Below are 26,063 nucleotides of genomic sequence, written 5' to 3' on the forward strand. Positions count from 1 at the left end.
CGGGTCGCGGTCACCCGACCGGTTCGATCCGGTCGGACAGGTCCAGCGACCAGACGGCGACGCCCGTCAGGCCGAGCCGTTCCGCCAGCGCGACCCGCTCGCGCAGCGAGCGTGCGTCGGACCACCAGAGCACCTCACCGCTCGGCAGGGTCGCGGTCCACTCGCCGACCGTCGCGTCCCAGCGGGCGGTCGCGCCCGCCTTCCGGACCCGGAGCCGGGCCTGGGCGTCGGAGAGCTGACCGGCCGGACGCTTCCCCTTCCAGTGGTAGCCGTACCCGGCGACACCGAGCACGATCTGGTCGGCGGGAGCGAGGGTCGCGAGCGCACGGGCAGCCTTCGACGACCACGCGAGCGACCCGACCGGGCCGGGTGTGTCCGGCTCCCAGGGGCCGTGCTGGTCGTAGGCCATGAGCGTCAGGTGGTCGAGCGGGGCGCGGAGGGCGCGGACGTCGTAGCCGAGGCGGGCGTACCCGGCGGCGGTGGTCGACGCGGACAGGGCGATGTCGAGCCGGACGTCGTCGCCGACGGCGGCCCGGAGCTCCCGGGCGAAGGCGGTGAGACCGGGCTTCTCCGCCGGGGTCAGCGCCTCGAGGTCGATCATGACCGAGTCCCAGCCGCCCGTGGCCACGTCGGCGGCGAGTGATCGGACGACCCGGGCGCGGTTCGCGGGCGAGGTCAGGAGCTTCCGCGCGATCGGCTCGCTGAAGTCCTCGTCGGCCTCGGAGTAGTTGCTGACGAGCAGCTGCGCGGTGAGCCCGTTGGCGTGCGCCCGGTTGCGCTGGGCCTTGGCGGCGCGCGACGGGGCGGTGACCTTCGTGCCCGTGCGGTTCAGCAGCAGGCCGTCGACGCCGACCACGTCCATCGCGGCGGCGTTCGCGTCCACCAGGGCGGTGTCGGCGTTCTCGGGCTGGAAGCCGGTCACGTCGAACCCCTCAGCGTGGGCGGCGGTCGGGGCCGTGCAGCCGGCGAGTGCGAGTCCGGCGGTGAGCGCGGCGGCGAGCAGCGCGGAGCGGCGTCGACGCGGGGTGGTGGTCACGGGGAGGGGCGTCCTGTCGTTCGTGCCCGGTCGGGGCGCGTCGTCAGCGCTCCGGTCAGGAGGCGCTGATGGTCGTGGTGGGTCGTGCCGGTGGGGCGCCGGCGACGTCGTCGGCGGAGACCGGGCCCTCGGCGTCCGTCGGTTCCGGGCTCAGGACGAGGCCGGAGCCGCTCGCCGCGCTGGCGTAGAGCTCGTCGAGCCACGAGCGGTTCACGCTCGGGGACTTGCCGCCGGCGAACTTGAAGTGCAGTCCACAGTACGGGTGGATCCAGATGCTGCTGCGGCCCCCGCCGACGGCGGGGTCGTCCTTCCACGAGAACACGAAGCTCTCCCCGCGGCGGATGAGGTTCACGATGACGATCTGCAGGTGCGTGAGCGCACGGTCGTCGAGGCGGAGCTCGAGGGGTTGCGAGTCGTAGATGAGCTGGCCCATGGCGCTGCCTTCCGTTTGCCGGGGCCCGCCGCACGTGCCGGGCCCGCGAGGTCCATCCTCCCCCGGTTCCTCGACCCCTGGCGCTTTTCGTCCATCGACGGCGCGATCAGTCCCGTTCCGTGCCGGTGGCCGACGGTGGGACGGCCGGTGCCGACCACGGCGGGAGCTCGGCCGACGGGTACCCGCCGTGCTCGTCCGGCGCCCGCAGCATCGGGTTGACCGCACGCAGCCGGATGCCGGAGGTGTCCCCGGCGGCCCCGCGGACGGCGTTCGCCAGCAGGAACGCGACGACGTCCGCCGTGCTGCCGTCGGGGTCGTAGCCGTGCCAGGGGCGGTCGTCGCCCTGGGCACGGCGCAGGGCATGGGCGAAGGTCGCGTCGGCGTCGTCGACCTCCACCTCGCAGTCGAGCACGATCCGGAAGCGTGATCCCTCGCCCGGGGACCCGGCGAGGTCCGACGTGGCGCGGGGGTCCGGGTCCTCCGGGTCGAACGACCGGAGCGCCGCCGACGGTGCGGTGCCGAACGCGGCGCGGTACTCGGCCGCCATCCGACCGGCGTTGCTGAAGTGCCAGTGCTTGGCGACGTCCGCGATGGTGCGACGGTCGGCCGGTGTCATCGACAGCAGGTCGCGGCGGACGCCCTCGAGTCGCACCCCGCGCAGGTACGACGCGGGTGAGGTCTGCAGCTCCCGCCGGAACGCGCTCTGCAGGCCGCGGGTCGACAGGTGTGCGGCGGCGGCGATGTCCGGTACGGAGATCGCTTCGCGGGCGTGGGCGTGCACGAACCGCAGCGCCTCGTGCACGGTGCGCGACAGCCGTGCTCCGCCGTGCTCGGGACCACTCGCCGTGGTCGGTGCCTGGTCCATACGTGGAGGGTACGAGTCGGTCGGGCCGATCGGCCTCCGACGCCACGACGCCGCCGTTATCCGGCGTGCGCGGATGTGGATCGCACCCGTTCGGGGGCCATTGTGGACCCCGGTGAGGGCGCTTATCGTCCAAGAGGTACTCAAACTGTCCCCCTCCGAACAGGGTCGGAGGCACGGGGACAGATCGGAGGATCTGATGAGTGGTTACGAGCGTGCACCGGGGGTCGCCCCGGTCCACATCACCTCCTACCGGGCTCGGGCACGCGCTGCCCGACGCGGGTGGATCGTGCAGTCCGAGGACGACGTCGACCGCGAGCGGTTCACCTTCGCGGACCTCCGCGCCCGGCGAGGATCGGGCCAGTGAGCAGCGACACCGTCCCGCGGGTCGCCGTCGGCAACGCGCCCCGGACCGCCGAGCGGTGCGGCCGGACCACCGCGGACGCCGTCCGGACGGTGCGTGCCGTGTACGACGGTCGCGACGTCCGGTTCGCCCCCACCGACCGGTTCGCGTTCCGCCACCGGACGGTGCGCCACCACAACGTCGCGCTGCTGTCGTCGGCGGTGTCGACCGCCGCCGCCGCCTCGTTCACGCCGGACGGCACGCCGGTGCTGGCGTGGTCGACCGCGGGGTGCCTGCGGGTCGACGACGACGCGCCCGCCCGGCCCGGTGTGCCGGTGCTCCTGCCGACGGACCGGCCGTTCACGCTGCTCGTGCCGGCGGGGACCGTCCAGGTCCTGCGGGTCGACCGCGGATTCCTCGACGCCGTGAACGGGGTCGTGTTCGACCACCGCTTCGCCGGCCGACTGCGATCCCGCCCGGCCGAGGCCGAGGTGTCCCACCTGGTCGCCCGCATCGACGCGGTCGCCGTCAACGCACTGCACCCCGACCGCAACCCGGGCGGGCACCTGTCGGCACAGGTGCTGCTGGCCGAGTCCGTGCTGCGGGCCTTCGGCGGGACGGACGCCGAACCCGACGCATCGCCGGTCCGCCGGACGGTGAACACCGTGCAGCTCGCACAGGCCTGGCTCGCGGAGCACTGCGACCGGCCGCTCCAGCTCGCGGACGTCTGCGGGGCCGTCGGCGTCAGCTCCCGCACGCTGCAGGAGAACTTCGTGCAGCACGTCGGCGTGAGCCCCATGACGTACCTGCTGCAGGTCCGCCTCGACCGGGTCCGGATCGCGCTCCAGCTCGCCGACTGCGCGCAGACGACGGTGGCCGAGGTCGCGCACCGGTGGGGCTTCCGCCACATGGGGCGGTTCTCGAGCACGTACTTCCAGCGCTTCGACGAGTACCCGAAGAAGACGCTCCAGACGAGCACCTGAGCGCCGATCCGTGCGTACCCGACAACAGCGGCTGATCGGGCTGGCGGAGCGGGTCCTGCTCCACCAGCCGGACGTCGTGCCGGACAGCATCCTGTTCGAGTGGGGCGATCACCGCGGCGACTGGGAGCAGACCCTCACCGTGCACTACGAAGTCGGTGGCGGGAGCGCCGGCCCCCACCACCGGCACCACTACTTCATCTGACGGAGCGCTGCAGCCGGTCCGCCAGGAACGCCGCCTGACGCTCCCAGTGCCGGAAGCCGCCACCCTCGTGCCCGTTGTACGGGTACACGACGATCTCGCGGTCGGTGGAGCCGAGGGCGTTGAACGCGGCGAAGGTCGTGCGCGGCGGCACGACGTCGTCCATCAGCGCGACCGAGAACAGCGCCGGGGCGGTGATGCCGGCGGCGTGGTTCACCCCATCCAGGTACGCGGCGGTCGCCCACACGGTGTCGGCCGCGTCGCGGTGGACGGCGAGGTACTGCGCGAGCTCCAGGTACGGCCCGCCGACCGCGACGTCGGTGCCGTTCCGCCAGTCGGCCAGGAACGCCACGTCGGGCAGCACCGCGGCGACCGGTCCGACGTGTGCCTCGACCAGGGCCGCTGCGGCGATCGTGATGCCGCCGCCCTGGCTGCCGCCGGTCAGGGCGATGCGCTCGGGGTCGATCCCGGGCAGCGTGCGCACCGCCTCGACGAGTCGCACGGCGTCGGTGTAGACGCGGCGGTAGTAGTGGTCGGCGGGCGAGCCGATGCCGCTCGTCATCCAGCCGCTGGCGTGCGGTGCGGAGCCGTGCGGGTCCGGGGTGTCGCCGCCGGCCCACCCGGAGCCCTGGCCGCGGGTGTCCATCACCACGTGCACGTACCCGGCGAGGGCCCAGTGCACGCGCTCGCCCGGCCGACCACGGCCACCGCCGTAGCCGAGGAACTCGACGACGACCGGCAGTGCGCCCGGGTCGTCGGTCACGGGCCGGTTGACCCACGCGCGCACCGGGTCACCGGCGAACCCGGGGAACGTCAGGTCCTCGACGACGAGCCCGGTCACCGGGGTCTCGGCCGGCACGAGGGTCACCTCGACGCCCTCGCCCGCGGTCCGGGCGGCGGTGATCGTGTCCGCCCAGAAGGCGTCGAAGTCAGCGGGACGACGGACGTCCGAGCGGTGGGCGCGGAGCGCGTCGAGGGGCAGGTCGGTCAGTGGCATGGGTGTCCTCCGGGGACGATGATGCCCCCGGCGCCCTGGTGGAGGGCGCCGGGGGCGGGGAGTGTCGGATCCGGTGCGTCGGTCAGCGCGCCGCGGCGTGGTACTGCTCGAGCACCTCGGGGTGCGGGTCGGACGGCACGGTGGTCGTCGCGGTGTCCCACGTCGGCAGGGCGCCGGTGAGCGCCCACGCGGCCTGCTTCGCAGCACCCGCGGCGACGTACTCGCCGGGCTCCGGCACCAGGACGTCACGGCCGAACACCTGCGCGGCGACGGCGCGGACCGCCGGGTTCCGCGCAGCGCCGCCGATGAGCAGCAACCGCTCGACGGTCACCCCGGTGTCCTGCACCGCGGCCAGTCCGTCGGCGAGGGCGCAGAGCATCCCCTCGACGGCCGCCCGGGCCAGGTGCGCCCGGTCGGTGGTCGCCGGCGTCATGCCGAGCAGCGATGCGGTCGCGTCCGGCCGGTTGGGCGTGCGCTCGCCGACGAAGTACGGCACCAGGACGAGGCCGTCGGCCCCGGCCGGCGCCTGCAGCGCCAGTTCGCCGAGTGCGTCGTGGTCGACGCCGAGCAGGCCGCCGATCACCTCGAGCACGCGGGCCGCGTTGAGCGTCGTGACGATCGGGAGGCGCGACCCGGTCCCGTCGGCGAAGCCCGCCACGGTCCCGCTCGGGTCACGCACCTCGGCGTCGCTGACCCCGAAGACCGTGCCGCTCGTGCCGAGGGACACCGCGACGTCACCCGGGCCGAGACCCAGGCCGAGCGCCGCCCCGGCGTTGTCGCCGAGTCCGGCACCGACGACGAGGCCGGACCGGGCGACCGCGCCGCCGGGCAGCTCGACGTCGGTGGACAGGGTGCCCATCGCCTCGTCGGGAGCGACCACGCGCGGCACGACCACGGCGTCGTCGTCACCCATCGACGCCGGACGCATCGGCCGCCCGAGCGCGAGCTCGAACAGCTCCGGGTCGTACTCGCGGCGCACCGGGTCCCAGTACCCCGTGCCGCTGGCGTCGGACGCATCCGTCGCCAGGGCGTCGAGGTCGGGGCCGAGCGGGCTCTCGTCCGCCGGTCCGTACCCGCGGAGCCGCCACGACAGCCAGTCGTGGGGGAGCGCCACGGCCGCGACGCGGGCCGCGTTCTCGGGCTCCGCGTCGCGGAGCCACCGCAGCTTGGTACCGGTGAACGACGCGACCGGCACCAGCCCCGTCCGGGCGACCCACGCCTCCTGGCCGAGCTCGTCGACCATCTGCGCGGCCGCGTCCGCACTGCGGACGTCGTTCCAGAGCAGGGCGTCGCGGACCACGCGGCCGTCGGCGTCGAGCGCGACCATGCCGTGCTGCTGCCCGGCGATGGCGACGGCACCGACGTCGTCGAGGCCACCGGCGTCCGCGACGGCGGCACCGAGGGCGTCCCACCAGTGACGGGGGTCGACGGCGGTGCCGTCCGGGTGGGACGCGCGTCCCTCGCGGACGACCGCACCGGTCGCGGCGTCACGGATGGTGACCTTGCAGGACTGGGTCGACGAGTCGACGCCGGCGACGAGCTGGCGCTCGTCCGTGTCGTCAGCCCCTTCGGCGGCAGGCCGCCTCAGCGCGCGGAATGCAGCCGCTGGCGCGTCTGCCGTCAATTCCGCGCGCCCATCAGGTGCTCGATGGCGAGCTGCTGCAGGCGGACGAAGCCGAAGCCCTTGCCGCCGAAGTAGGCGTCGGCGTCGAAGTCCTCGTAGGCGGAACGGTCGGCGAGGAACGTGTCGTACGACTCGCCGTCGTTGAGCGTCGGCGTCGACAGCTCGCCGACCTTGGAGGCCTCGAGCGCCGCCTGCACCTCGGGGTCGGCGCGGAACGCCTGCGCACGCTCCTTGAGGAGCAGGTACATGCGCATGTTGGCCGACGCGGAGTCCCAGACGCCGGTGATGTCCTCGGTGCGGCTGGGCTTGTAGTCGAAGTGGCGCGGGCCGTCGTACGCCGGGCCGCCCTGCGGGGCGCCGTGCTCGAGCAGGTCGACGAGCGAGAACGCGTTCTGCAGGTCGCCGTGGCCGAACACCAGGTCCTGGTCGTACTTGATGCCGCGCTGACCGTTGAGGTCGATGTGGAAGAGCTTGCCCTGGTAGAGCGCCTGGGCGATGCCGGCCGTGAAGTTCAGGCCCGCCATCTGCTCGTGGCCGACCTCGGGGTTGATGCCGAACATCTCCGGGCGCTCGAGCGTCTCGGTGAAGGCGATCGCGTGGCCGAGGGTCGGCAGGAGGATGTCGCCGCGGGGCTCGTTCGGCTTCGGCTCGATGGCGAACCGGATGCCGTAGCCCTTGTCGGTGACGTACTGGGCGAGCAGGTTGACGGCCTCGCGGTACCGCTCGAGCGCTGCCTGCACGTCCTTGGCGCTGTCGTACTCGGAGCCTTCGCGGCCACCCCACATCACGAACGTCGACGCGCCGAGCTCGGCGGCGAGGTCGATGTTGCGGAGCACCTTGCGGAGCGCGAAGCGGCGGACCTGCCGGTCGTTCGAGGTGAAGCCGCCGTCCTTGAAGACCGGGGCGGAGAACAGGTTCGTCGTGACCATCGGCACGACGAGCCCGGTCGACTCGAGCGCGCCCTTGAGGCGGTCGATCTGGGTCTGGCGTTCGGCGTCGGTGGAACCGAACGCGAACAGGTCGTCGTCGTGGAAGGTCAGGCCGTAGGCCCCGAGCTCGTCGAGCTTCTCGACCGCCTCGACCACGTCGAGGGCGGGTCGGGTCGGCCCGCCGAAGGGGTCGGAGCCGTTGTAGCCGATGGTCCAGAGACCGAAGGAGAACTTGTCTGCACGGGTGGGCGTCGTTGCCATGGTGGTCACCGTTCGTCGTCGAAACAAAATGTTGCCGCGCCCAACATAAGCGGTAGTGTTGGCTGTGGCAAGCACGTGATCGCAAAGGAGCGAGCGGATGGCAAGTGAGTCGACGGTGCAGCAACGACTGCGGGTCGCGATGGTGGGGCACGGCTTCATGGGAGCCGCGCACTCACAGGCGTGGCGGACCGCCCCCAGGTTCTTCGACCTCGGAGCCGAGCCGGAGATGGCGGTGATCGTCGGGCGTGATCCCGAACGCACCGAGGCCGCCCGGCAGCAGTACGGCTGGCAGGCGGCGTCCACCGACTGGCGTGCCGTCGTCGCCGATCCGGACATCGACGTGGTCGACGTCGTGTCCCCGGGGTCCTCGCACGTCGAGATCGCGATCGCCGCGCTCCAGGCCGGCAAGCACGTCCTGTGCGAGAAGCCGCTCGCGAACACCGTCGCCGAGGCCGAGGCGATGACCGCCGCCGCCGACGCCGCCCGTGCACAGGGTGTCCGGGCGATGGTCGGGTTCAGCTACCGCCGGGTGCCGGCCATCGCGTTCGCGCGGCAGCTGGTGCAGGACGGCCGGATCGGCACCGTGCGCCAGGTCCGCGCGCTCTACCTGCAGGACTGGTTGGCGGACGAGGACGGCCCGATGACCTGGCGCCTCGACAAGTCGCTCGCCGGCTCCGGTGCGCTCGGTGACATCGGCGCGCACGCCATCGACCTGGTCGAGCACGTCACGGGCGCGTCGCTCGCCACCGTCTCCGGCACGCTCGAGACCTTCGTGACGGAGCGTCCGCTGATGGCCGAGGGGGTCGGGCTCTCCGGCACCGCGTCGAGCGAGCGCGGGCAGGTCACCGTCGACGACGCCGCGTTCTTCACCGCCCGCCTGGGTGGCGGCGCGGCCGACGGTGCGATCGGCACGTTCGAGGCCACGCGCTACGCGACCGGGCGGAAGAACGGTCTGACGCTCGAGATCAGCGGGTCCGAGGGCGCGATCCAGTTCGACCTCGAGGCGATGAACGAGCTCCGGCTGTACGAGTCGAACGCCCCGGCGGGGGAGCAGGGGTTCCGCCGCATCCTCGTCACCGAGCCCGAGCACCCCTACATGGCCGCGTGGTGGCCGACCGGGCACCTCATCGGGTACGAGCACACCTTCAGCCACCAGGTGAAGGACTTCGTCGTCGCGATCGTCGCCGGCACCGACCCGTCGCCGTCGTTCGCCGACGGCCTGCACGTGCAGCGGGTCCTCGACGCGGTCGAACGCAGCGCCGCAACCGGCAGCACCTGGACGGCGACCTCGTGAGCGCCGCCGAGCAGACCCGCCAGGCGCTCGTCGTCCGCGGCGGGTGGGACGGCCACCAGCCCGTCGAGACCACTGACCTGTTCGTCCCGTTCCTGCGCGAGAACGGGTTCGAGGTCCGGGTGTCGGACTCGACGGCCGTCTACGCCGACGCCGCCGTCATGGACGAGGTCGACCTGATCGTGCAGGTCGTCACGATGTCGACCATCGCCGACGACGAGTTCGCCGGGCTGCAGCGCGCGGTCCTGGGCGGCGCCGGACTGGCCGGCTGGCACGGTGGCATCGCGGACGCGTTCCGGAACACCGCCGACTACCTGCACATGGTCGGTGGCCAGTTCGCCCACCACGCCGGCAAGCACCCCGACGAGCGCGTCGGGGAACAGTCCGACAACTACATCCCCTACACGGTGCACCTCACCGACCTCGGGCACGAACACCCGATCACGCAGGGCATCGAGGACTTCGACCTCGTCACCGAGCAGTACTGGGTGCTGTCGGACGAGTACAACGACGTCCTCGCGACCACCACCCAGGACGCGCGCGACTTCGACGCCTGGAACCGACCGGTCACCGCACCGGCGATCTGGACACGGCAGTGGGGCGAGGGCCGCGTGTTCGTCTCCGCACCAGGGCACCGCCTCGAGGTCGTCGAGTCGCAGCCACTCCGCACCATCATCGAACGGGGACTCCTGTGGGCAGCACGGTGAACGAACGAGCACTGCGGGTCGGCGTCGTCGGCGTGGGCGTGATCAGCCAGCAGTACTTCGAGCACTTCCCGGCGCTGCCCGGGCTGTCGCTCGTGGCGGTCGCCGACCTCGACGTCGCCCGTGCCCAGCAGGTCGGTACTGCACAGGGCGTTCGCGGCACCACCGTGGACGACCTGCTCGCCGCCGACGACGTCGACGTGGTGCTCAACCTGACGATCCCGGCCGCGCACGCCGACATCGCCACCCGGGCCCTCGCCGCCGGCAAGCACGTCTACGGCGAGAAGCCGCTCGCGATGTCCACCGCCGAGGCCGCACCGGTGCTCGAAGCAGCCCGCGCCGCCGGCCTGCGAGTCGGCAGCGCCCCGGACACCGTCCTCGGCACCGGCATCCAGACCGCACGGGCCGCCCTCGACGACGGCGCGATCGGCACCCCGGTCGGTGCCGCCGTCGCCTGGAGCGCCCCCGGGCACGAGCTCTGGCACCCCGCGCCCGCGTTCTACTACCAGCCGGGCGGCGGACCGCTCCTCGACATGGGGCCGTACTACCTGACCAGCCTCGTCACGTTCTTCGGGCCGGTCGTCCGGGTCAGCGGCAGCGCCACCCGCTCCACCCGCGAACGGACGATCGCCACCGGACCGAACGCCGGCACGTCGATCCCGGTCGACATCGACACCCACGTCGTCGCGATCCTCGAGCACGAGAACGGCGTGGTCTCCACCGTCACCGTCTCGTTCGAGGTGTGGGCCACCCGCGCCCCGCTGTTCGAGGTGTACGGCACCGCCGGCACCCTCGGCGTCCCCGACCCGAACCGGTTCTCGGACACCGTGTCGATCGCCACCGCCGACGACCGCTCGTGGCGCGACCTGCCGGTCACCGCCGGGTACGCCGACGCCGGCCGCGGCTACGGTCTCGCCGACATGGCCCACGCGATCGCGACGGACCGGCCGCACCGAGCCTCCGGCGACCTCGCGTTCCACGTGCTCGAGGTCATGGAGGCGGTCTCCGCCGCCGCCCGAGCCCACTCGGTCGTCGACGTGCACTCGCGCGTCGAGCGACCCGCCACCGTCCCCGCCGGGTCCGCACCCGGATCCTGGTGACGGAACCCGACCACCGCGAAGAAGGACGACGACGATGACGACGACGGACGCGAGCGACACGACGGAGACGACCCGGGCCTCCCGGCCGGTCACCCTGTTCACCGGACAGTGGGCCGACCTGCCCTTCGAGGAGGTCGCCCGGCTCGCCGGCGAGTGGGGCTACGACGGGCTGGAGATCGCCTGCTGGGGTGACCACCTGGACGTCCGGCGCGCCGCGACGGACCCCTCGTACGTCGCCGAGCGCAAGGCGATCCTGGAACGCAACGGGCTGCAGGTCTGGACGATCGCCAACCACCTGGTCGGCCAGGCCGTGTGCGACGACCCCATCGACCAGCGGCACGAGGACATCGTCCCGCCGCATGTGTGGGGCGACGGCGACCCCGAGGGCGTGCGGCAGCGTGCGGCCGAGGAACTGCAGTGGACCGCCCGTGCCGCCGCGGCGCTCGGCGTCGACACCGTCACCGGATTCTCCGGCTCGTCGATCTGGAAGACCGTCGCCGGGTTCCCGCCCGTGCCCCCGGGGATGATCGACGCCGGGTACCAGGACTTCCACGACCGCTGGTCACCGATCCTCGACGTCTTCGAGGAGGTCGGGGTCCGGTTCGCGCTCGAGGTGCACCCGTCCGAGATCGCCTACGACTACTGGACCGCTGCGCGGACCCTCGAGGTGTTCCGCGACCGGCCGGCGTTCGGGTTCAACTTCGACCCGTCGCACTTCGTCTGGCAGGACCTCGACCCCGCGGCGTTCCTGCTCGACTTCGCCGACCGGGTGTACCACGTGCACTGCAAGGAGTCGGTGAAGCAGCTCGACGGGCGCAACGGGCGGCTGTCCTCGCACCTGCCGTGGGGCGACCCCCGGCGCGGGTGGGACTTCGTCACCGCCGGCCACGGGGACGTGCCGTGGGAGCGGGTGTTCCGCGTGCTGAACCACATCGGGTACGCCGGACCGACCAGCGTCGAGTGGGAGGACGCCGGCATGGATCGGCTCGTCGGCGGGCCCGAGGCGCTGGCGTTCGTCCGGCAGCTCGGTACCATCGCGCCGCCGGACGCTTCGTTCGACGCCGCGTTCTCGCAGTCGCGCTGACCGGCCGACCACGACCCCACGACCCCACCCACCACCGAGGAGGACCCATGGCACGGCAGCCCACGGCGACGCCGGGCAACGCCGCGCGCGTCCTCCGGCTCGTCCACGAGGACGGCCCCGTCACCCGCGCCGAACTCACCCGGCGCACCGGCCTGAACCGCTCGACGATCCTCGCGCTCGTCGGGGAGCTCGTCGACGCCGGGCTCGTGCACGAGGAGACCCCCGCCGCGGGGGCCCCGGGTGCCGGTGTCGGACGGCCGAGCGGGGTCGTCCGGGCGTCCGCCGACGTCCTCGCCGCCGCGGTCACGGTCGAGATCGACGCCGTCGGGGTCGCCCTCGTCGGCCTCGACGGCACCGTCCGCGACCGGCTGGTCGAGCCGCAGACCACCGTGCCGACCGCGGCGCAGGCGATCGACGCCGTCGCCCGGGTCCTCGCAGCACTCCTCGCCCGCACCGGACCGGCGGCCCGGATCGTCGGGGTCGGCGTCGCCGTGCCCGGCATCGTGCGGGTCGAGGACGGCACCGTGCGCGACGCCCCGCACCTCGGCTGGCGTGACGAACCCCTCGCCGCACCGCTCGCGGAACGCCTGGGGCTGCCGGTCCGGGCCGCGAACGACGCCAACCTCGGTGCCTGGGCGGAACGGCTGTACGGCAGCGCCCGCGGCGTCGACGACCTCGTCTACCTGAACGGTGGCGCGAGCGGCATCGGCGGTGGGATCGTCAGTGCCGGCCGGCCCTTCAGCGGCGCCGACGGGTACGCGGGCGAGCTCGGGCACACCTTCGTCGCGGCGAACGGGATCCGCTGCCACTGCGGTGCGGTCGGCTGCCTGGAGACCGAGGCCTCACGCTCCGCCCTCACCGCCGTCACCGGGACCCCGCCGGACGACCTCGATGCGCTCGCCGCGGCGCTCGCCGAGGGCCGCCCCGAGGTCGAGCGGGTCGTCGACCGACAGGTCACCGCACTCGCGACCGCGCTCCGGAACGCCATCCACACCGTCGACCCCGAGGTCGTCGTGCTCGGCGGGTTCCTCGGTGCGCTGCTCGGACACGTCGGCGACCGGGTCGAGACCGACGTCCGGGCGCAGACGATGGCCGCCATGACCGATCGGCTCCGGATCGTCCCGGCGGCACTCGGCCGTGACGTCCTGGTCCGTGGCGCCGCTGAGATCGGCTTCGCGGAACTGCTGCGCGACGCCACGATGCCGGCCACACCGGCACCGGCACCAGCGACAGCGACCACGACCGCGGCTTCCGCCGCCCCCTCCACCTCCACCACCCACACGTCCGGCCGCGACGACGCGACCGAGGAAGCGAGAACCGCATGACCTCCACCCAGCGCACCAGCGTCCTGCTCGGCACCCAGGACCTCACCGTCGAGGACCGCCCCGTCCCCGCTGTCGACCCCGGCGACGTGCTCGTCCGGGTCGCCGCCGTGGGTGTCTGCGGCTCCGACGTGCACTACTACCGCCACGGCCGCATCGGCGACTTCGTCGTCGAGGAGCCCCTCGTCCTCGGGCACGAGCTGTCCGGAACGATCGAGGCCGTCGGCGAGGGCGTCGACCCGTCCCGCGTGGGGGAGCGCGTGGCCATCGAGCCGCAGCGCCCCTGCCACCGCTGCGCGCAGTGCCTGGCTGGCCGCTACAACCTCTGCCCGCACATGCGCTTCTACGCGACGCCGCCGGTCGACGGGGCCTTCACCGAGTTCGTCACCATCGAGGCCGAGTTCGCGCACGTCCTGCCCGATGCCGTCTCGTTCGAGGCCGGCGCGCTCCTGGAGCCCCTGTCCGTCGGCATCGCCGCCGTCCGCAAGGCCGGCATCGTCCCCGGTTCGTCGGTGCTCATCGCCGGCGCGGGTCCCATCGGCATCATCTGCGCCCAGGTCGCGAAGGCCTTCGGTGCCTCGCGCATCGTCGTCAGCGACCTGGTGCCGGAGCGCCGTGCGCGGGCCCTGGAGTACGGCGCCACCGAGGTCGTCGACCCCACCGCCGTGTCCGTCGCGTCCGACATCGTCCCGGTCAACGCGTTCATCGACGCCAGCGGTGCACCCCGTGCGGTGTCGGACGGCATCAAGGCGGTCGGTCCGGCGGGTGCCGCGGTGCTGGTCGGGCTCGGCAACTCCGAGATGACGCTGCCGGTCGAGCACATCCAGAACCTCGAGGTCACGGTCACCGGGATCTTCCGGTACACGAACACGTGGCCGGTCGCCATCGAGCTGGTCGCGTCCGGGCAGGTCGACCTCGACTCGCTCGTCACCGGTCGCTTCGGGCTCGACGACGTCCGCGAGGCCCTCGAGAGCGACACCGACCCGGAGTCGCTCAAGTCCGTCGTCTACCCCGGCGGCGTCCCCGCCTGAGCGGGCACGGTGCGGGCTTCGCCGGCCCGGGCCGCGTTGCGCGCCTGGTGCGGCGTTGCCGCCGGGCACGGTGCGTGGAAGCTCGCACCGGGTGGCGACGCACGCACGGTGCGGACGGGAGGCGCGGGGCCGGGCCGCCCCGCGCCTCCCGTCCCGCACGGTGCGCGGCCTGTCGGATGGTGCGGTGTCGGCCGCCTGGTGCGGCGTTGCCGCCGGGCACGGTGCGTGGAAGCTCGCACGGGGTGGCGACGCACGCACGGTGCGGACTGGAGGCGCGGGGCCAGGCCGCCCCGCGCCTCCCGTCCGGCACGGTGCGCGGCCTGTCGGATGGTGCGGTGTCGGCCGCCTGGTGCGGCGTTGCAGCCGGGCACGGCTCGTGGAAGCTCGCACCGGGTGGCGACGCACGCACGGTGCGGGCGGGAGGCGCGGGGCCGGGCCGCCCCGCGCCTCCCGTCCGGCACGTGACCCGGAACGGGGCCACCGCCGCGTCACCGGCACGCGCTACGGTTCGCGCATGACCGCTTCACCGGCCGCCGTCGTGCCGCAGCGCACCGACCGGCGCGCGCTCGTCTCCTGGGCGCTCTGGGACTGGGGTTCCGCCGCGTTCAACGCGGTCGTCACCACCTTCGTGTTCAGCACGTACCTGGCCAGCCGGGCGTTCGTGGACCCGGCGCTCGTCGGCGACACGTCCGCGGCCGGCAAGGCGATCGTGGAACGCGAGCTCGCACACAACGCGGCCGTCGTGTCCACCGCACTGACCATCGCGGGCATCGTCGTGGCCCTGGTGGCACCGGCCATGGGGCGGCTCGCGGACTCGTCCGGACACCGCCGCCGGTCGGTCCTCATCGCCACCATCGGCGTCGCGCTGTCGATCGGGGGCATGGTCTTCGTCGCGCCGAGCCAGCCGTACCTGCTGCTCGGAGCGGCCCTGCTCGGCATCGGCACCGTCGCCTACGAGATCGCGAGCGTCGGCTACAACGCCATGATCGGGCAGGTCGCCTCCGGGGAACGCACCGGCCGCGTCTCCGCCATCGGGTGGGCGGCCGGGTACTTCGGCGGGATCGTGCTGCTCGTCCTGCTGCTCGTGCTCTGCATCCAGGACTTCCGGGGCGACGGGGTCGTCGGCGGGCTCCTGCAGTTGCCGGCGACGGTCGCCACCGGGCAGTGGGACGTCCGCGTCGCGATCGGCATCGCCGCCGTCTGGCTGGCCGTCAGTTCGATCCCGCTGTTCCTCACCGTGCCCGAGGCGGTGCCCGACCGCACCCGCGGCGGCGGCGTGTTCAGCGCCTACGCGGACCTCGGCCGCGACATCGCGCGGCTGTGGCGCGAGCGCCGCAACGTCCTCGCGTTCCTGCTCGCCAGCGCGGTGTTCCGCGACGGCGTCGGGGCCGTCTTCACGTTCGGCGGGATCGTCGCCGCGCAGGTGTTCGGGTTCACGCCGTCGCAGGTCATCCTGTTCGCCATCGCCGCGAACGTCGTGGCCGGCATCGCGACGTTCGTCTCCGGACGCCTCGACGACCGGTTCGGGTCGCGTGCGCTCATCATGGTCTCGCTCGTCGGCCTCGCCGTGTGCGGGGTCGGGGTCTTCGCCGCCGGCAACGAGACGCAGTGGTTCTGGGTGCTCGGGCTGACCCTCGCCGTGTTCGTCGGCCCGGTGCAGTCGTCGTCCCGCGCGTACCTGGCGCGGCTGACGACCCCCGGCCGCGAGGGCGAGCTCTTCGGCCTCTACGCCACCACCGGCCGGGCCGCGTCGTTCCTCGCGCCGGCGCTGTTCGGCGTCGCGGTGACCGTCGGTGGGTCGACCCGGTTCGGGATCCTCGGCGTAGTGGTCGTGCTCGTCGCCGGGCTGGTGCTGATGGCGTTCGTCAAGCAGGAACCGCAGGGCGCGCGGGCCTGATCCTCGGCGTGCGGGGGCTGCCAGAGCTCCCCGTCACGCGGCCTGGAGGCTCGGTGCCCGTCCGTCCACAGGCTGCGGTTGTGCGCACGGTTCCGCACAGGGCCGTGGTCGCGTCGGGCGGCCCGGGCTGCGGTGCGCCAGGATGGGTGCATGACCGACCAGCGCATCGCCGTCGTCGTCCTCGCCGCCGGGCAGGGCACGCGCATGAAGTCGTCCACGCCCAAGGTGCTGCACCGGCTCGCCGGACTGCCGCTCATCGGGCACGTCCTGCGCACGGCGTCGTCGCTCAGCCCCGAGCACGTCGCCGTCGTCGTGCGGCACGAGCGTGACCTCGTCGCGGCCGAGGTCGTCGAGCGCGCCCCCGACGCGATCGTCGTCGACCAGGACGACGTCCCCGGCACCGGCCGTGCGGTCGAGGTCGCGGTCGAAGCACTGCCCGCCGACTTCGACGGCGCCGTCGTGGTGCTGTCCGGCGACGTCCCGCTGCTCGACGCCGCATCGCTCCGGCTCCTCGTCGACGCCCACGTCGGCGGCGGCAACGGCGCGACCTTCGTGAGTGCCATCGCCCCGGACCCGACCGGCCTCGGACGGATCGTGCGCGATGCCTCCGGCGCCTTCGTCAGCGTCGTCGAGCACAAGGACGCGACAGCCGAGCAGCTGACCATCACCGAGGCGAACGCGGGCATCTACGCGTTCGACGTGGCACGCCTCCGGGCGGCCCTGCCGTCGCTCACCACGGCGAACGCCCAGGGCGAGAAGTACATCACCGACGCTCCCGCGCTGATCAGCGAGCGCGGCGGGCGCATCGACGTGGTCACCCTGACCGACCCGTGGCTCGTCGCCGGCATCAACGACCGTGGCCAGCTCTCCGACGCCGCGCGGGAACTCAACGCCCGCATCGTCCGCCGCCACCAGCTCGCCGGCGTCACCGTGCAGGACCCGGCGTCCACCTGGATCGACCTCGACGTCACGATCGAGCCCGACGCCGAGGTCCTGCCCGGCACCCAACTCATCGGCGCCACCGCGATCGCCGCCGGTGCCGTCGTCGGACCGGACACCACGCTGCGCGACACCGAGGTCGGCGCCCGCGCCACCGTGAACCGCGTCGACGCCACCCTCGCCGTGATCGGGGACGGTGCCTCGGTCGGCCCGTTCGCCTACCTGCGGCCGGGCACGATCCTCGGTGACGACGGCAAGATCGGCACCTTCGTCGAGACGAAGAACGCCCGGATCGGCCGGGGCAGCAAGGTCCCGCACCTGTCCTACATCGGCGATGCCGAGGTGGGCGAGGACTCGAACATCGGCGCGAACACCATCACCGCGAACTACGACGGCGTGCACAAGCACCGCACCGAGGTCGGCTCGAACGTCCGTACAGGCTCGCACAACGTGTTCGTCGCCCCCGTTAGGATTGGTGACGGTGCGTACACCGGCGCCGGAACCACCGTCCGCAAGGACGTTCCGGCAGGATCGCTCGCGATCAGCTACGCCCCACAGCGCAACACCGACGGATGGGTCGAGGAACACCGACCCGGCACACCGGCGGCCGAGGCTGCTCGGCTCGCGAACGGCGAATAGATCCCGGCGACCACCCGTCGCCGACATCGACCCCTCGTGGGTCAGGGAGTGAGCACCGCACTTGTCCGGAATCAAGACAACCGGCCAGAAACGACTCGTCCTCGTCTCGGGGCGAGCACACCCGGCGCTCTCTGCCGAGATCGCGGAGGAGCTCGGGGTCGACCTCGTGCCGACCGATGCCCGGACCTTCGCGAACGGTGAGCTCTACGCCCGCTTCGACGAGTCGGTCCGTGGCTGCGACGCCTTCGTCATCCAGTCACACACCGCGCCGATCAACGAGTGGCTCATGGAGCAGCTCATCATGGTCGACGCGCTGAAGCGTGCCTCGGCGAAGCGCATCACGGTCGTGGCGCCGTTCTACCCGTACGCCCGTCAGGACAAGAAGGGCCGCGGCCGCGAGCCGATCTCGGCCCGCCTCGTCGCCGACCTGTTCAAGGCCGCCGGCGCACACCGCATCATGAGCGTCGACCTGCACGCCGCGCAGATCCAGGGCTTCTTCGACGGCCCCGTCGACCACCTGTTCGCCATGCCGGTGCTGCTCGAGCGCTTCCGCCAGATCCTCGACCCGAAGACGCTCACCGTCGTGTCGCCCGACATGGGCCGCGTTCGTGTCGCCGACATCTGGTCCGAGAAGCTCGGCGCCCCGCTCGCCATCATCCACAAGCGCCGCGACCCGCTCGTGCCGAACCAGGTCTCGGTGCACGAGATCGTCGGTGACGTCAGCGGCCGCGTGTGCCTGCTCGTCGACGACCTCATCGACACCGGCCGCACGATCGCCAAGGCTGCCGAGGCGCTGAAGAACGCCGGCGCCACGGGAGTCGTCGTCGCCGCGACCCACGCCGTGTTCTCCGACCCGGCCACCGAGCTGCTGCAGAGCGAGTTCATCGACCGCGTGGTCGTGACGGACACCCTGCCCCTGCCGATGGACAAGCGCTGGGACCGCCTCGAGGTCCTGCCGATCGCCCCGCTCATCGCCCGTGCCATCCACGAGGTCTTCGACGACGGTTCCGTGACGTCGATGTTCGACGGCGCCGCTTGACACATCCCGCGCGTGACGCCCTCGCGGCCCGGCTCCGGGCCGCGGGGAGCGTCTTCGCCGAGGACGAAGCCGACCTGTTGCTCGAGGCAGGTGACGGTGAGCCGGTGCGACTCCGGAGCCTCGTGCAGCGTCGGCTGGCCGGTGAGCCGCTCGAGTACGTGCTCGGCTGGGCTGCCTTCGACGGGCATCGCATCCGGGTGACCCCCGGGGTCTTCGTGCCGCGAGCCCGCACCACCATCGTCGTCGAGCAGGCTGCGCGTCGGCTGCAGCGCTACGACCGCGTGGTCGACCTGTGCTGCGGTGCCGGCGCGATCTCGGTCGCCCTGTTCGGCCGCGTCGGCGCGCTCGACCTCGTCGCCAGCGACATCGACCCGGACGCCGTCGACGTCGCAGCCGAGAACATCGGCGACCGCGGCATCGTCGTCGCCGGAGACCTGTTCGCGCCGCTGCCCGATCGGTTCCGCGGGGCCGTGACGGTCATGGCGGTGAACGCCCCCTACGTGCCGACGGCCTCGATCGAGCTCATGCCGGCCGAGGCCCGCGAGCACGAACACCGCGTCGCCCTCGACGGAGGTGTGGACGGCCTCGACCTGCACCGCCGGATCGCAGCGGGTGCGGGGGAGTGGCTCCGTCCCGGTGGTGCCGTCGTCATCGAGGTGTCCGAGGCCCAGGCCGAGGCGTCCGCCGCTGCGTTCACGGCCGCCGGCTTCTCCGCCGTGGTCGAGCGGGACGCCGAGGTCGACGGCACCTGCGTCGTCGCGACCCGGCACGCCTGACCAGGTCTGTACGCCTGGCCCGGTCTGTCTGCCTGCCTGGTCCTGGTGCCGAGCGGTCACGACATGCCGCTCAGGTTCGCCGAGGCGGCACGAAGCGTCGCCCGCGCGCCCGCGAACCGACGCTTTCTGCGACCCCGGCGTGACGCACGTGGCGTGTCGCGCGACCGGGGCGAGGGGCGGGGCGGGCCGGCACCGGGCCTCCAGGCAGTCGGGTGACCGGAGCGCGCCGGCGCCGAGCGGTCACGACATGCCGCTCAGGTTCGCCGAGGCGGCACGAAGTGTCGCCTGCGCGTCCGCGAACCGACGCTTTCTGCCACCTCGACGGCAGTCAGCGGGCGTGTCGCGCGATCCTGCGCCGGAGCGTCAGCGCGCGTCGACCGTCACCGTGTGCCAGCCCGTCGCACCGTTGGGCGCCGGCGGCCGGTCCACGCTCGTCTGCACCTCGCCGTCCGCACTGGTCGCGCGCACTTCGATGCGGTGCGAGCCGGCGGTCGGCGTCCACCGCACCACCCACTGCCGCCAGGTGTCCGCGGAGACCGAGTCGGCGAGTTCGGCGCGCTGCCAGTCGCCGCCTCCGACGCGGACCTCGACGGCCTTCACGCCCTTGTGCGGCTGCCACGCGACCCCCGCGATCGCCACTGGCTTGCCCGCGGTCACGGTCGACCCGTTCCGCGGGGTGTCGATGCGGGACTCGAGCTTGACCGGGCCACGCTCCGACCAGCCACGCGGGGTCCAGTAGCCCTGCGCGTCGGCGAACCGGGTGACCTCGAGCTCGGTGACCCACTTCGTCGCCGAGACGTACCCGAACAGGCCCGGCACGACCATCCGCACCGGGAACCCGTGCTCGGTCGGCAGGGGCTCGCCGTTCATCCCGACCGCGAGCAGCGCCGCGGTGCCGTCGTCCTGCAGCACCTCGAGCGGGGTGCCGGCGGAGAACCCGTCGATGCTCCGTGAGAGCACCATGTCGGCGTCGCCCGTCGGACGCGCCCGGGCGAGGAGCTTCCGGATGGGGTAGCCCAGCCAGCCGGCCGTGCCGATGAGGTCACCGCCGACCTCGTTCGACACGCAGCTCAGGGTGGCTACGTGCTCCTCGAGTGGCAGTGCGAGCAGCTCGTCCCACGTCAGCGTGATCTCGTTCTCGACCGCGCCGTGGATGCGGAGCGACCAGTCGGCGGGGTCGACCTGCGGTACCCGCAGGGCCGTGTCGATCCGGTAGAAGTCGGCGTTCGGCGTGATGTAGGGGGTGATGCCGTCGACGTCGAGCGACGCACCCGCGGGGACCGCCGGTGCAGCGGTCGCCGCGGCGGGCAGCCGGATGGCCCGCCGGGCAGCAGCGGCCGCCTGCATCGCGGAGGACCCCAGCCGGGAGGCGGTGCCCACCACGATCGCGACGGTCGCCGTCGCGACGCCCCAGACCAGGAACGTGCGGCGCTCCGCCGAGGCGGGTCGCGGTGCCGCCGTCGGCACGGTCGCCGCGGCCTCCCACCGGCGCAACCGCTGGAGCAGCAGACGCAGGACGACCACCGCTGCCGCGATGCCGAGGACCGTCGGGGCGCCGTCGAGCGTCCCGCTGCCCGAGCGGGTGCTGACGGCAAGCAGCGCCAGCACACCACCGGCGGCGAACACGAGTGCACCGAAGGGCGGTCGTACACGTTCGAGGACACCGGCACCGGCACTGATCGCGATGACGATCACCGTCATGAGCACGAACAGGGCGACCTTGTCCCCGGTGCCGAACACGGCGACCATGAAGTCCTTCGCACCCGGGGGCGCGAGGTCGATGACGGCGGACCCGACGGCGACCAGGGGGCTGCCCGCTCCGCCGAGCAGCAGCGCGCCGAACTCGGCGACACCGAGGAACGCGGCGGCGGCCACGACGCCGACTATCGCGGCGATCAGCGTCCAACGTCGGGTCGAAGGGGCATCGGGCCCGCCCGGGCCGTCCGACGGACCCGCCGTCGGTCGACCGATCGGTTCGTCCGTCGTCTCGGTGGTCACCGCCCGAGCGTAGGTCGCCCGGCCGCTCGTGGGCTGTGTGTGCGCGCTTCCCCGCGCGTTCATCGGGTTCGGCCAGCAGGTGGCGCGCGGCTCGTGGGAGGATCGGACCGTGCTGCAGCGTCCGGATGGTGTCCCGCGGTCCGGTCGTGCCCGCGGTGCACGGCGGACACCGATGTCTCCAGCACGTCGACTCGCCACCCTGCGCTGGGTCATCGTCGCCGTCTGGCTGGTCCTCCTGATCACCCGGATCGTCGTCGTCTCGACGGCGCCGGGCGTCGACCTCTCCTGGTACGGCATCGTCGAGTTCGGCGCGATCGCGCTCGGCGTCGTGGTCATCGTGGTCGCCGTCGTGCGGGCCGCGACGGCACGGCGGCGGCAGGCGGACGAGGCCCTCGCGCTCGCCATCCGGCGGATCGACCCGACGGTGTGGCTCGTCCCGGCGGCGCCGACACCGGAACTCCGTGGCATCGTCGACGAAGTCCGTCCGGACACCCACCTCGGTTCGCGCGTGACCTGGGCCTTCGGTGCCACCGAGGCCTCCCTGTGGGAACTCGACGAACGGCGGGCGACCCGGCTGCTCGTGATCCGGTGGAGTCGTGTCGTGCACGTCGGACTGGAAGACGTGGCGGACGGCGTCGACGGCTCGGACGGCTCGGGGCGAGACGGTGGCTCCGAGCGCCCTGGCGGTTCCGCTGGTGCTCGCCGCGCGTGTGCGGTGGCGATCCACCACGTACGACCGGACGACACCCCCGCGGTGGCGACGTTCTTCGTCCGGACCGCCCCCGGTTCGCGTCGGCTGCTCGGGCGCGGTCCACGGCTGGACCGGCTCGTCGCCGACCTGGCACGGGAACGCATCGTCGCCTGACGCAGCGGAGGGCCCCGGGTTCAGCGAGGCCCTCCTTGCCGAACCCGCACCGACCTCCGTGGTCGGCAGCGGGTGCGGTCGTCAGTGCGTGGACGGCTCCTGCTCGACCTCGCGGCGGTCGTCGTCGGACCACAGCGTGTGGAAGGTGCCGTCCTTGTCGATGCGCTGGTAGGTGTGTGCGCCGAAGAAGTCGCGCTGGCCCTGGATCAGCGACGCCGGCAGACGGTCGGACGCGAGCGAGTCGAAGTACGACAGCGCGGACGAGAAGCCCGGAGCGGGGACGCCCGACGCGGCCGCGATGCCGACGATGTGGCGCCAGGCGGCTTCGCCCTCGGCGACCGCGTTCGCGAAGTACGGGTCGACCAGCAGCGACTCGAGCTTCGGGTTCTCGGCGTACGCCTCGACGATGCGGTTCAGGAACTGGGCCCGGATGATGCAGCCACCCCGCCAGATCTTCGCGACGTTGCCGAGATCGATGTCCCAGCCGTACTCCTTCGCCCCGGCGATGATGAGGTCGAATCCCTGTGCGTACGCGACGACCTTCGAGGCGTAGAGCGCCGCACGGACGTCGTCGGCGAAGGTGTCCGGAACCTCGGCGATCTGCGGACGGTTCTTGACCGACTGCTGCACGGCGGCACGCTGCGTCGGCTTCGACGACACGGCGCGGGCGAACACGGCTTCGCCGATGCCCGAGACGGGGATGCCCAGGCCCACGGCGTTCTGCACGGTCCAGACGCCGGTGCCCTTCGAGCCGGCCGCGTCACGGATGACGTCGACGAGCGGCTTGCCGGTGTCGGCGTCGCGCTGCTTGAGGACCTCGCCGGTGATCTCGATCAGGTAGGACTCGAGGTCGCCCTTGTTCCACTCGTCGAAGACCTGCACCAGGTCCTCCACCGAGAGCCCGCCGACGCGACGGAGCAGGTCGTACGACTCGGCGATGAGCTGCATGTCGGCGTACTCGATGCCGTTGTGCACCATCTTGACGAAGTGCCCGGCGCCGTCGGTGCCGATGTGGGTCACGCACGGTTCACCTTCGGCCACCGCGGCGATCGACTTCAGGATCGGCCCGAGCGTCTCCCAGGCCTCCTTCGAGCCACCGGGCATGATCGACGGACCCTTGAGGGCGCCCTCTTCGCCGCCGGAGATGCCGGTACCGACGAAGTTCAGGCCCTTCTCGCGCAGGTCGTGCTCACGTCGGATGGTGTCGTGGAAGTTCGCGTTGCCGCCGTCGACGATGATGTCGCCCGGTTCGAAGCGTTCGGCGAGCTGTCCGATCACGGCGTCGGTACCCTTGCCGGCCTGCACCATGATGATGGCGGTCCGGGGCTTCGACAGCGAGGCGACGAACCCGTCGATGTCCTCGGACGCGATGAACCCGGCGTCACCGTGCTCCTGGAGCAGCTCCTCGGTGCGGGCGTACGTGCGGTTGTAGACCGCCACCGTGTTGCCTTCGCGCGATGCGAGGTTGCGGGCGAGGTTCGAGCCCATCACTGCGAGTCCGACGACTCCGATGTTCGCCTGACCGTTGTTGTCTGCCACGGGGGCCTCCTTTGTCCTGACGTTGGCGCCCAACCTACGACCGGCGGTCTGGGATCGCACAGGTGTTGCGGGAACTGGGGACCAGAGTTCACCGCATCAATACTGTGGAGGGATGAGCGAGCTCGCTGTCCACCCGCCCGTCCTCGTGATGGGGGTCTCCGGCTCCGGCAAGTCCACCGTCGGCCAGGCGCTCACCGACGCCCTGGTCGCGCAGGGCGAACCGTGCGTCTTCGTCGACGCCGACGACCTGCACCCGGTCGCCAACAAGGAGAAGATGCGGCAGGGGATCCCGCTCACCGACGAGGACCGCTGGCCGTGGCTCGACGCCTGCGCCGAGCGGATCGCCGCGGTCGAATCGGACGGCTCCCGGTGCGTGATGGCGAACTCGGCGCTCAAGCGTGCCTACCGGGACCGTCTGCGCGAGTCGGCGCCGGGTCTCGTCATCGCCTTCCTCGACGGGTCGCGCGACCTGATCGCCGAACGGCAGTCCCACCGCCAGCACGAGTACATGCCGACAACGCTGCTCGACTCGCAGTTCGCGACCCTCGAGCGGCCGCAGCCCGACGAGGCCGCCGTCGCGGTGTCGATCGACGGATCGGTCGACGACACCGTGCGGGAGATCCTCGCCGCGCTCGCGGTCACCACCGCCTGACGAACGTCGACGACCTGCGACGGATCCGGGCAGTTCCTCCACAGGGCGCAGCGCGGCCGTCGCCGTCCCCAACCGATCCCCGGTCCCGTCCGCGTCGAGGGGGACGCTCGTACCGTCGCTCCATGACCACGATCACTGCCGCGCGTTCAGATACCATCCTTGATACCATCGACCCCATGGCCATGACCCTCCGACTCGACGACGACGAGGCAGCGGCGTTGCGCAAGCGTGCTGACCTCGAGGAGCGCTCGATGCAGGACGTCGCGCGCGCCGCCATCCGCGAGTACATCGAGCAGCACAGCCGCAGCGATCTGATCGACGGCATCCTCGACCGAGAACTCCCGCGCTACGCCGAGGCGCTCGAACGACTCGGCAAGTGATCCACCTCACGACCGACGAGGCGTTGCACGTCGCTCGTCGGACCCTGGGAGCTGACTACGCGATCCGCGACGTCGGACTGCTCGAGGCGGCGGTCGCGCGACCCGCCGCGTCGGTGGGCGGGAACGACGCCTACCCGACGCTGGTCGAGAAGGCGGCGGCGCTCGTCCACTCCGCCGTCCGGAACCACGCCCTGGTCGACGGCAACAAGCGCCTCGGGCTCATGCTGCTCGTGGTCTTCCTCGGCGTGAACGGCGTCCGGCTCCACGCCTCGAACGACCAGGCGTACGACTTCATCGTCGCGATCGCCGAGGGGGAACTCGATTCCGTGCCGGAGATCGCTGCTGCTCTGACCTCGATGGTCTCGGACGCCTGATCGACAGCGCGGCGGCCGTCAGCCGTCGGCGATCAGCGGCGCACCGCACTGATCGCCCCGTGCGGCCGGTGCTCCGGAGCCGTGCGGGTGTGGACGTCCACGACGTCGAAGCCCGCTCCGTCCAGCAGCGCCGCCAGGGACGCGACCGGCCAGCGGTAGGCGGTGACGACGGCGTGGTCGAAGGCCTCGACCGCGGCGCCCTCGAAGAACCCGAGCAGCAGCCCACCGCCGGGGGTGAGCACCCGACGGAACTCGGCGAGTGCCCCACCGATCCGCGACGGTTCGTGGTGGATCACCGAGTACCAGGCCAGGACCCCGTCGACGCTGCCGTCCGCGAGCGGGAGCGCGTCGAGCGACCCGACCCGGAAGTCGACCGAGGCGCCGTGCGTCCGTCGTGCGTGCTCGACGAACTCAGGCGCCGCGTCGATGCCGCTGACACGGTGCCCCTGCCGTGCGAGGTGCGCCGTCCAGTGACCGGGGCCGCACCCGGCGTCGACCAGGGGACCGCTGCGACCGGCGGCCCAGGCGTCGACGAGGGCTCGGTCGTCGGGGTGGACGGTGTCCATCGACCCGAGCAGCGCCGCGTACTCGTCGGCCCGAGCGCCGTACGCCGCCGTCACCCGCTCCGTCATGCGCCCGACCGTACCGCCGCAGCGCCGAACCGTGCGAGGTTCCGTGTTCCGTGCGACCCGGCACCCCTCGCACCAGGCACGGAACCTCACACCACGCGGCAGCGCGGCGCCGCACCGCGCCGCACCACCCGCCC

General features: G+C 72.7%; 26 protein-coding genes. 17 read left to right on the forward strand and 9 right to left on the reverse strand.

Annotated features, from left to right (window positions below; all coding sequences use genetic code 11):
• Window positions 1-10: 10 nt before the first annotated feature.
• The 3 genes from DEJ03_RS13775 to DEJ03_RS13785 all read right to left on the reverse strand — a co-directional run bounded on the left by DEJ03_RS13775 (window position 11) and on the right by DEJ03_RS13785 (window position 2,334).
• Window positions 11-1,036, reverse strand: coding sequence for a glycosyl hydrolase family 18 protein (locus DEJ03_RS13775; RefSeq protein ID WP_110865021.1), 1,026 nt, complete (start codon window positions 1,034-1,036; stop codon window positions 11-13).
• Window positions 1,037-1,091: 55 nt separating this feature from the next.
• Window positions 1,092-1,469, reverse strand: a complete 378-nt coding sequence (locus DEJ03_RS13780; RefSeq protein WP_071245963.1) for an ATP-dependent DNA ligase — start codon at window positions 1,467-1,469, stop codon at window positions 1,092-1,094.
• A gap of 106 nt (window positions 1,470-1,575) precedes the next feature.
• Entirely contained in the window at window positions 1,576-2,334 is a 759-nt protein-coding gene (locus DEJ03_RS13785; RefSeq protein WP_110865022.1) for an AraC family transcriptional regulator, read from the reverse strand.
• 196 nt (window positions 2,335-2,530) lie between these two features.
• On the opposite strand from DEJ03_RS13785, the gene DEJ03_RS18030 reads away from it, so the two are divergent.
• The 3 genes from DEJ03_RS18030 to DEJ03_RS13795 are packed head-to-tail and all read left to right on the forward strand — an operon-like array spanning window position 2,531 to window position 3,859.
• Window positions 2,531-2,698, forward strand: coding sequence for a hypothetical protein (locus DEJ03_RS18030; RefSeq protein ID WP_163343324.1), 168 nt, complete (start codon window positions 2,531-2,533; stop codon window positions 2,696-2,698).
• Window positions 2,695-3,657, forward strand: coding sequence for a helix-turn-helix transcriptional regulator (locus DEJ03_RS18130; RefSeq protein WP_111054919.1), 963 nt, complete (start codon window positions 2,695-2,697; stop codon window positions 3,655-3,657). The genes DEJ03_RS18030 and DEJ03_RS18130 overlap by 4 nt, the downstream gene beginning before the upstream one ends.
• A 10-nt stretch (window positions 3,658-3,667) precedes the next feature.
• Window positions 3,668-3,859, forward strand: a complete 192-nt coding sequence (locus DEJ03_RS13795) for a hypothetical protein (RefSeq protein ID WP_110865023.1) — start codon at window positions 3,668-3,670, stop codon at window positions 3,857-3,859.
• On the opposite strand, the gene DEJ03_RS13800 is transcribed toward DEJ03_RS13795, so the two are convergent.
• From DEJ03_RS13800 to xylA, 3 genes are all read right to left on the reverse strand, one after another.
• Window positions 3,852-4,853 carry an acetylxylan esterase gene (locus tag DEJ03_RS13800; RefSeq protein ID WP_110865024.1) on the reverse strand — a complete coding sequence of 334 codons (1,002 nt, stop codon included), beginning with the start codon at window positions 4,851-4,853 and terminating at the stop codon, window positions 3,852-3,854. The two genes, DEJ03_RS13795 and DEJ03_RS13800, sit on opposite strands and share 8 nt — an antisense overlap.
• Window positions 4,854-4,935: 82 nt before the next feature.
• On the reverse strand, window positions 4,936-6,441 hold the full coding sequence (gene xylB, locus DEJ03_RS13805) for a xylulokinase (protein ID WP_110865067.1): 1,506 nt from the start codon (window positions 6,439-6,441) through the stop codon (window positions 4,936-4,938).
• A 32-nt stretch (window positions 6,442-6,473) separates the two neighbouring features.
• Window positions 6,474-7,667 carry a xylose isomerase gene (xylA, locus tag DEJ03_RS13810; protein WP_110865068.1) on the reverse strand — a complete coding sequence of 398 codons (1,194 nt, stop codon included), beginning with the start codon at window positions 7,665-7,667 and terminating at the stop codon, window positions 6,474-6,476.
• 97 nt (window positions 7,668-7,764) lie between these two features.
• Here xylA and DEJ03_RS13815 point away from each other — a divergent pair, with 97 nt between their 5' ends.
• The 10 genes from DEJ03_RS13815 (at window position 7,765) to DEJ03_RS13860 (ending at window position 19,489) form a co-directional block, all read left to right on the forward strand.
• Window positions 7,765-8,961 (forward strand): Gfo/Idh/MocA family protein, encoded by a 1,197-nt coding sequence (locus tag DEJ03_RS13815; protein ID WP_258370825.1) that lies wholly within the window; start codon window positions 7,765-7,767, stop codon window positions 8,959-8,961.
• Entirely contained in the window at window positions 8,958-9,665 is a 708-nt protein-coding gene (locus DEJ03_RS13820; protein WP_110865025.1) for a ThuA domain-containing protein, read from the forward strand. Before DEJ03_RS13815 ends, DEJ03_RS13820 begins: the two co-directional genes overlap by 4 nt.
• Window positions 9,662-10,762 carry a Gfo/Idh/MocA family protein gene (locus DEJ03_RS13825; protein WP_258370826.1) on the forward strand — a complete coding sequence of 367 codons (1,101 nt, stop codon included), beginning with the start codon at window positions 9,662-9,664 and terminating at the stop codon, window positions 10,760-10,762. Before DEJ03_RS13820 ends, DEJ03_RS13825 begins: the two co-directional genes overlap by 4 nt.
• Before the next feature lie 34 nt (window positions 10,763-10,796).
• Window positions 10,797-11,846, forward strand: a complete 1,050-nt coding sequence (locus tag DEJ03_RS13830) for a sugar phosphate isomerase/epimerase (RefSeq protein ID WP_110865026.1) — start codon at window positions 10,797-10,799, stop codon at window positions 11,844-11,846.
• Between the two features lie 47 nt (window positions 11,847-11,893).
• Window positions 11,894-13,171 carry an ROK family transcriptional regulator gene (locus DEJ03_RS13835; RefSeq protein WP_110865027.1) on the forward strand — a complete coding sequence of 426 codons (1,278 nt, stop codon included), beginning with the start codon at window positions 11,894-11,896 and terminating at the stop codon, window positions 13,169-13,171.
• The gene (locus tag DEJ03_RS13840; protein ID WP_110865028.1) at window positions 13,168-14,199 is read left to right on the forward strand and encodes an NAD(P)-dependent alcohol dehydrogenase; all 1,032 of its coding nucleotides are present in this window, start codon (window positions 13,168-13,170) and stop codon (window positions 14,197-14,199) included. The genes DEJ03_RS13835 and DEJ03_RS13840 overlap by 4 nt, the downstream gene beginning before the upstream one ends.
• A gap of 514 nt (window positions 14,200-14,713) precedes the next feature.
• Window positions 14,714-16,096, forward strand: coding sequence for an MFS transporter (locus DEJ03_RS13845; protein ID WP_110865029.1), 1,383 nt, complete (start codon window positions 14,714-14,716; stop codon window positions 16,094-16,096).
• A 150-nt stretch (window positions 16,097-16,246) separates the two neighbouring features.
• Window positions 16,247-17,674: a bifunctional UDP-N-acetylglucosamine diphosphorylase/glucosamine-1-phosphate N-acetyltransferase GlmU gene (gene glmU, locus DEJ03_RS13850; RefSeq protein WP_110865030.1), complete on the forward strand. Its 1,428-nt coding sequence runs from the start codon at window positions 16,247-16,249 to the stop codon at window positions 17,672-17,674.
• Window positions 17,675-17,735: 61 nt separating this feature from the next.
• The gene (locus DEJ03_RS13855) at window positions 17,736-18,713 is read left to right on the forward strand and encodes a ribose-phosphate diphosphokinase (protein WP_027464468.1); all 978 of its coding nucleotides are present in this window, start codon (window positions 17,736-17,738) and stop codon (window positions 18,711-18,713) included.
• Entirely contained in the window at window positions 18,710-19,489 is a 780-nt protein-coding gene (locus DEJ03_RS13860) for a putative protein N(5)-glutamine methyltransferase (RefSeq protein ID WP_110865031.1), read from the forward strand. Before DEJ03_RS13855 ends, DEJ03_RS13860 begins: the two co-directional genes overlap by 4 nt.
• Window positions 19,490-19,852: 363 nt before the next feature.
• On the opposite strand, the gene DEJ03_RS13865 is transcribed toward DEJ03_RS13860, so the two are convergent.
• Window positions 19,853-21,487, reverse strand: a complete 1,635-nt coding sequence (locus tag DEJ03_RS13865; protein ID WP_110865032.1) for a molybdopterin-dependent oxidoreductase — start codon at window positions 21,485-21,487, stop codon at window positions 19,853-19,855.
• A gap of 172 nt (window positions 21,488-21,659) precedes the next feature.
• Here DEJ03_RS13865 and DEJ03_RS13870 point away from each other — a divergent pair, with 172 nt between their 5' ends.
• Window positions 21,660-22,352 (forward strand): hypothetical protein, encoded by a 693-nt coding sequence (locus tag DEJ03_RS13870; protein WP_146237734.1) that lies wholly within the window; start codon window positions 21,660-21,662, stop codon window positions 22,350-22,352.
• A gap of 81 nt (window positions 22,353-22,433) precedes the next feature.
• On the opposite strand, the gene gndA is transcribed toward DEJ03_RS13870, so the two are convergent.
• On the reverse strand, window positions 22,434-23,891 hold the full coding sequence (gndA, locus tag DEJ03_RS13875) for an NADP-dependent phosphogluconate dehydrogenase (protein ID WP_110865034.1): 1,458 nt from the start codon (window positions 23,889-23,891) through the stop codon (window positions 22,434-22,436).
• 112 nt (window positions 23,892-24,003) lie between these two features.
• Between gndA and DEJ03_RS13880 the strand changes: the two genes are divergently transcribed.
• The 3 genes from DEJ03_RS13880 to DEJ03_RS13890 all read left to right on the forward strand — a co-directional run bounded on the left by DEJ03_RS13880 (window position 24,004) and on the right by DEJ03_RS13890 (window position 25,297).
• On the forward strand, window positions 24,004-24,543 hold the full coding sequence (locus DEJ03_RS13880; protein WP_110865035.1) for a gluconokinase: 540 nt from the start codon (window positions 24,004-24,006) through the stop codon (window positions 24,541-24,543).
• Between the two features lie 122 nt (window positions 24,544-24,665).
• On the forward strand, window positions 24,666-24,923 hold the full coding sequence (locus DEJ03_RS13885) for a ribbon-helix-helix protein, CopG family (RefSeq protein ID WP_258370827.1): 258 nt from the start codon (window positions 24,666-24,668) through the stop codon (window positions 24,921-24,923).
• Entirely contained in the window at window positions 24,920-25,297 is a 378-nt protein-coding gene (locus DEJ03_RS13890; protein ID WP_110865036.1) for a type II toxin-antitoxin system death-on-curing family toxin, read from the forward strand. The genes DEJ03_RS13885 and DEJ03_RS13890 overlap by 4 nt, the downstream gene beginning before the upstream one ends.
• Before the next feature lie 32 nt (window positions 25,298-25,329).
• Here the strand turns inward: DEJ03_RS13890 and DEJ03_RS13895 are convergent, their stop codons facing one another.
• Window positions 25,330-25,929 carry a class I SAM-dependent methyltransferase gene (locus DEJ03_RS13895; RefSeq protein WP_110865037.1) on the reverse strand — a complete coding sequence of 200 codons (600 nt, stop codon included), beginning with the start codon at window positions 25,927-25,929 and terminating at the stop codon, window positions 25,330-25,332.
• Between the last annotated feature and the right edge of the window lie 134 nt (window positions 25,930-26,063).

The organism is Curtobacterium sp. MCLR17_043 (assembly GCF_003224215.1).
In the GTDB taxonomy this organism is placed as follows: domain Bacteria; phylum Actinomycetota; class Actinomycetes; order Actinomycetales; family Microbacteriaceae; genus Curtobacterium; species Curtobacterium flaccumfaciens.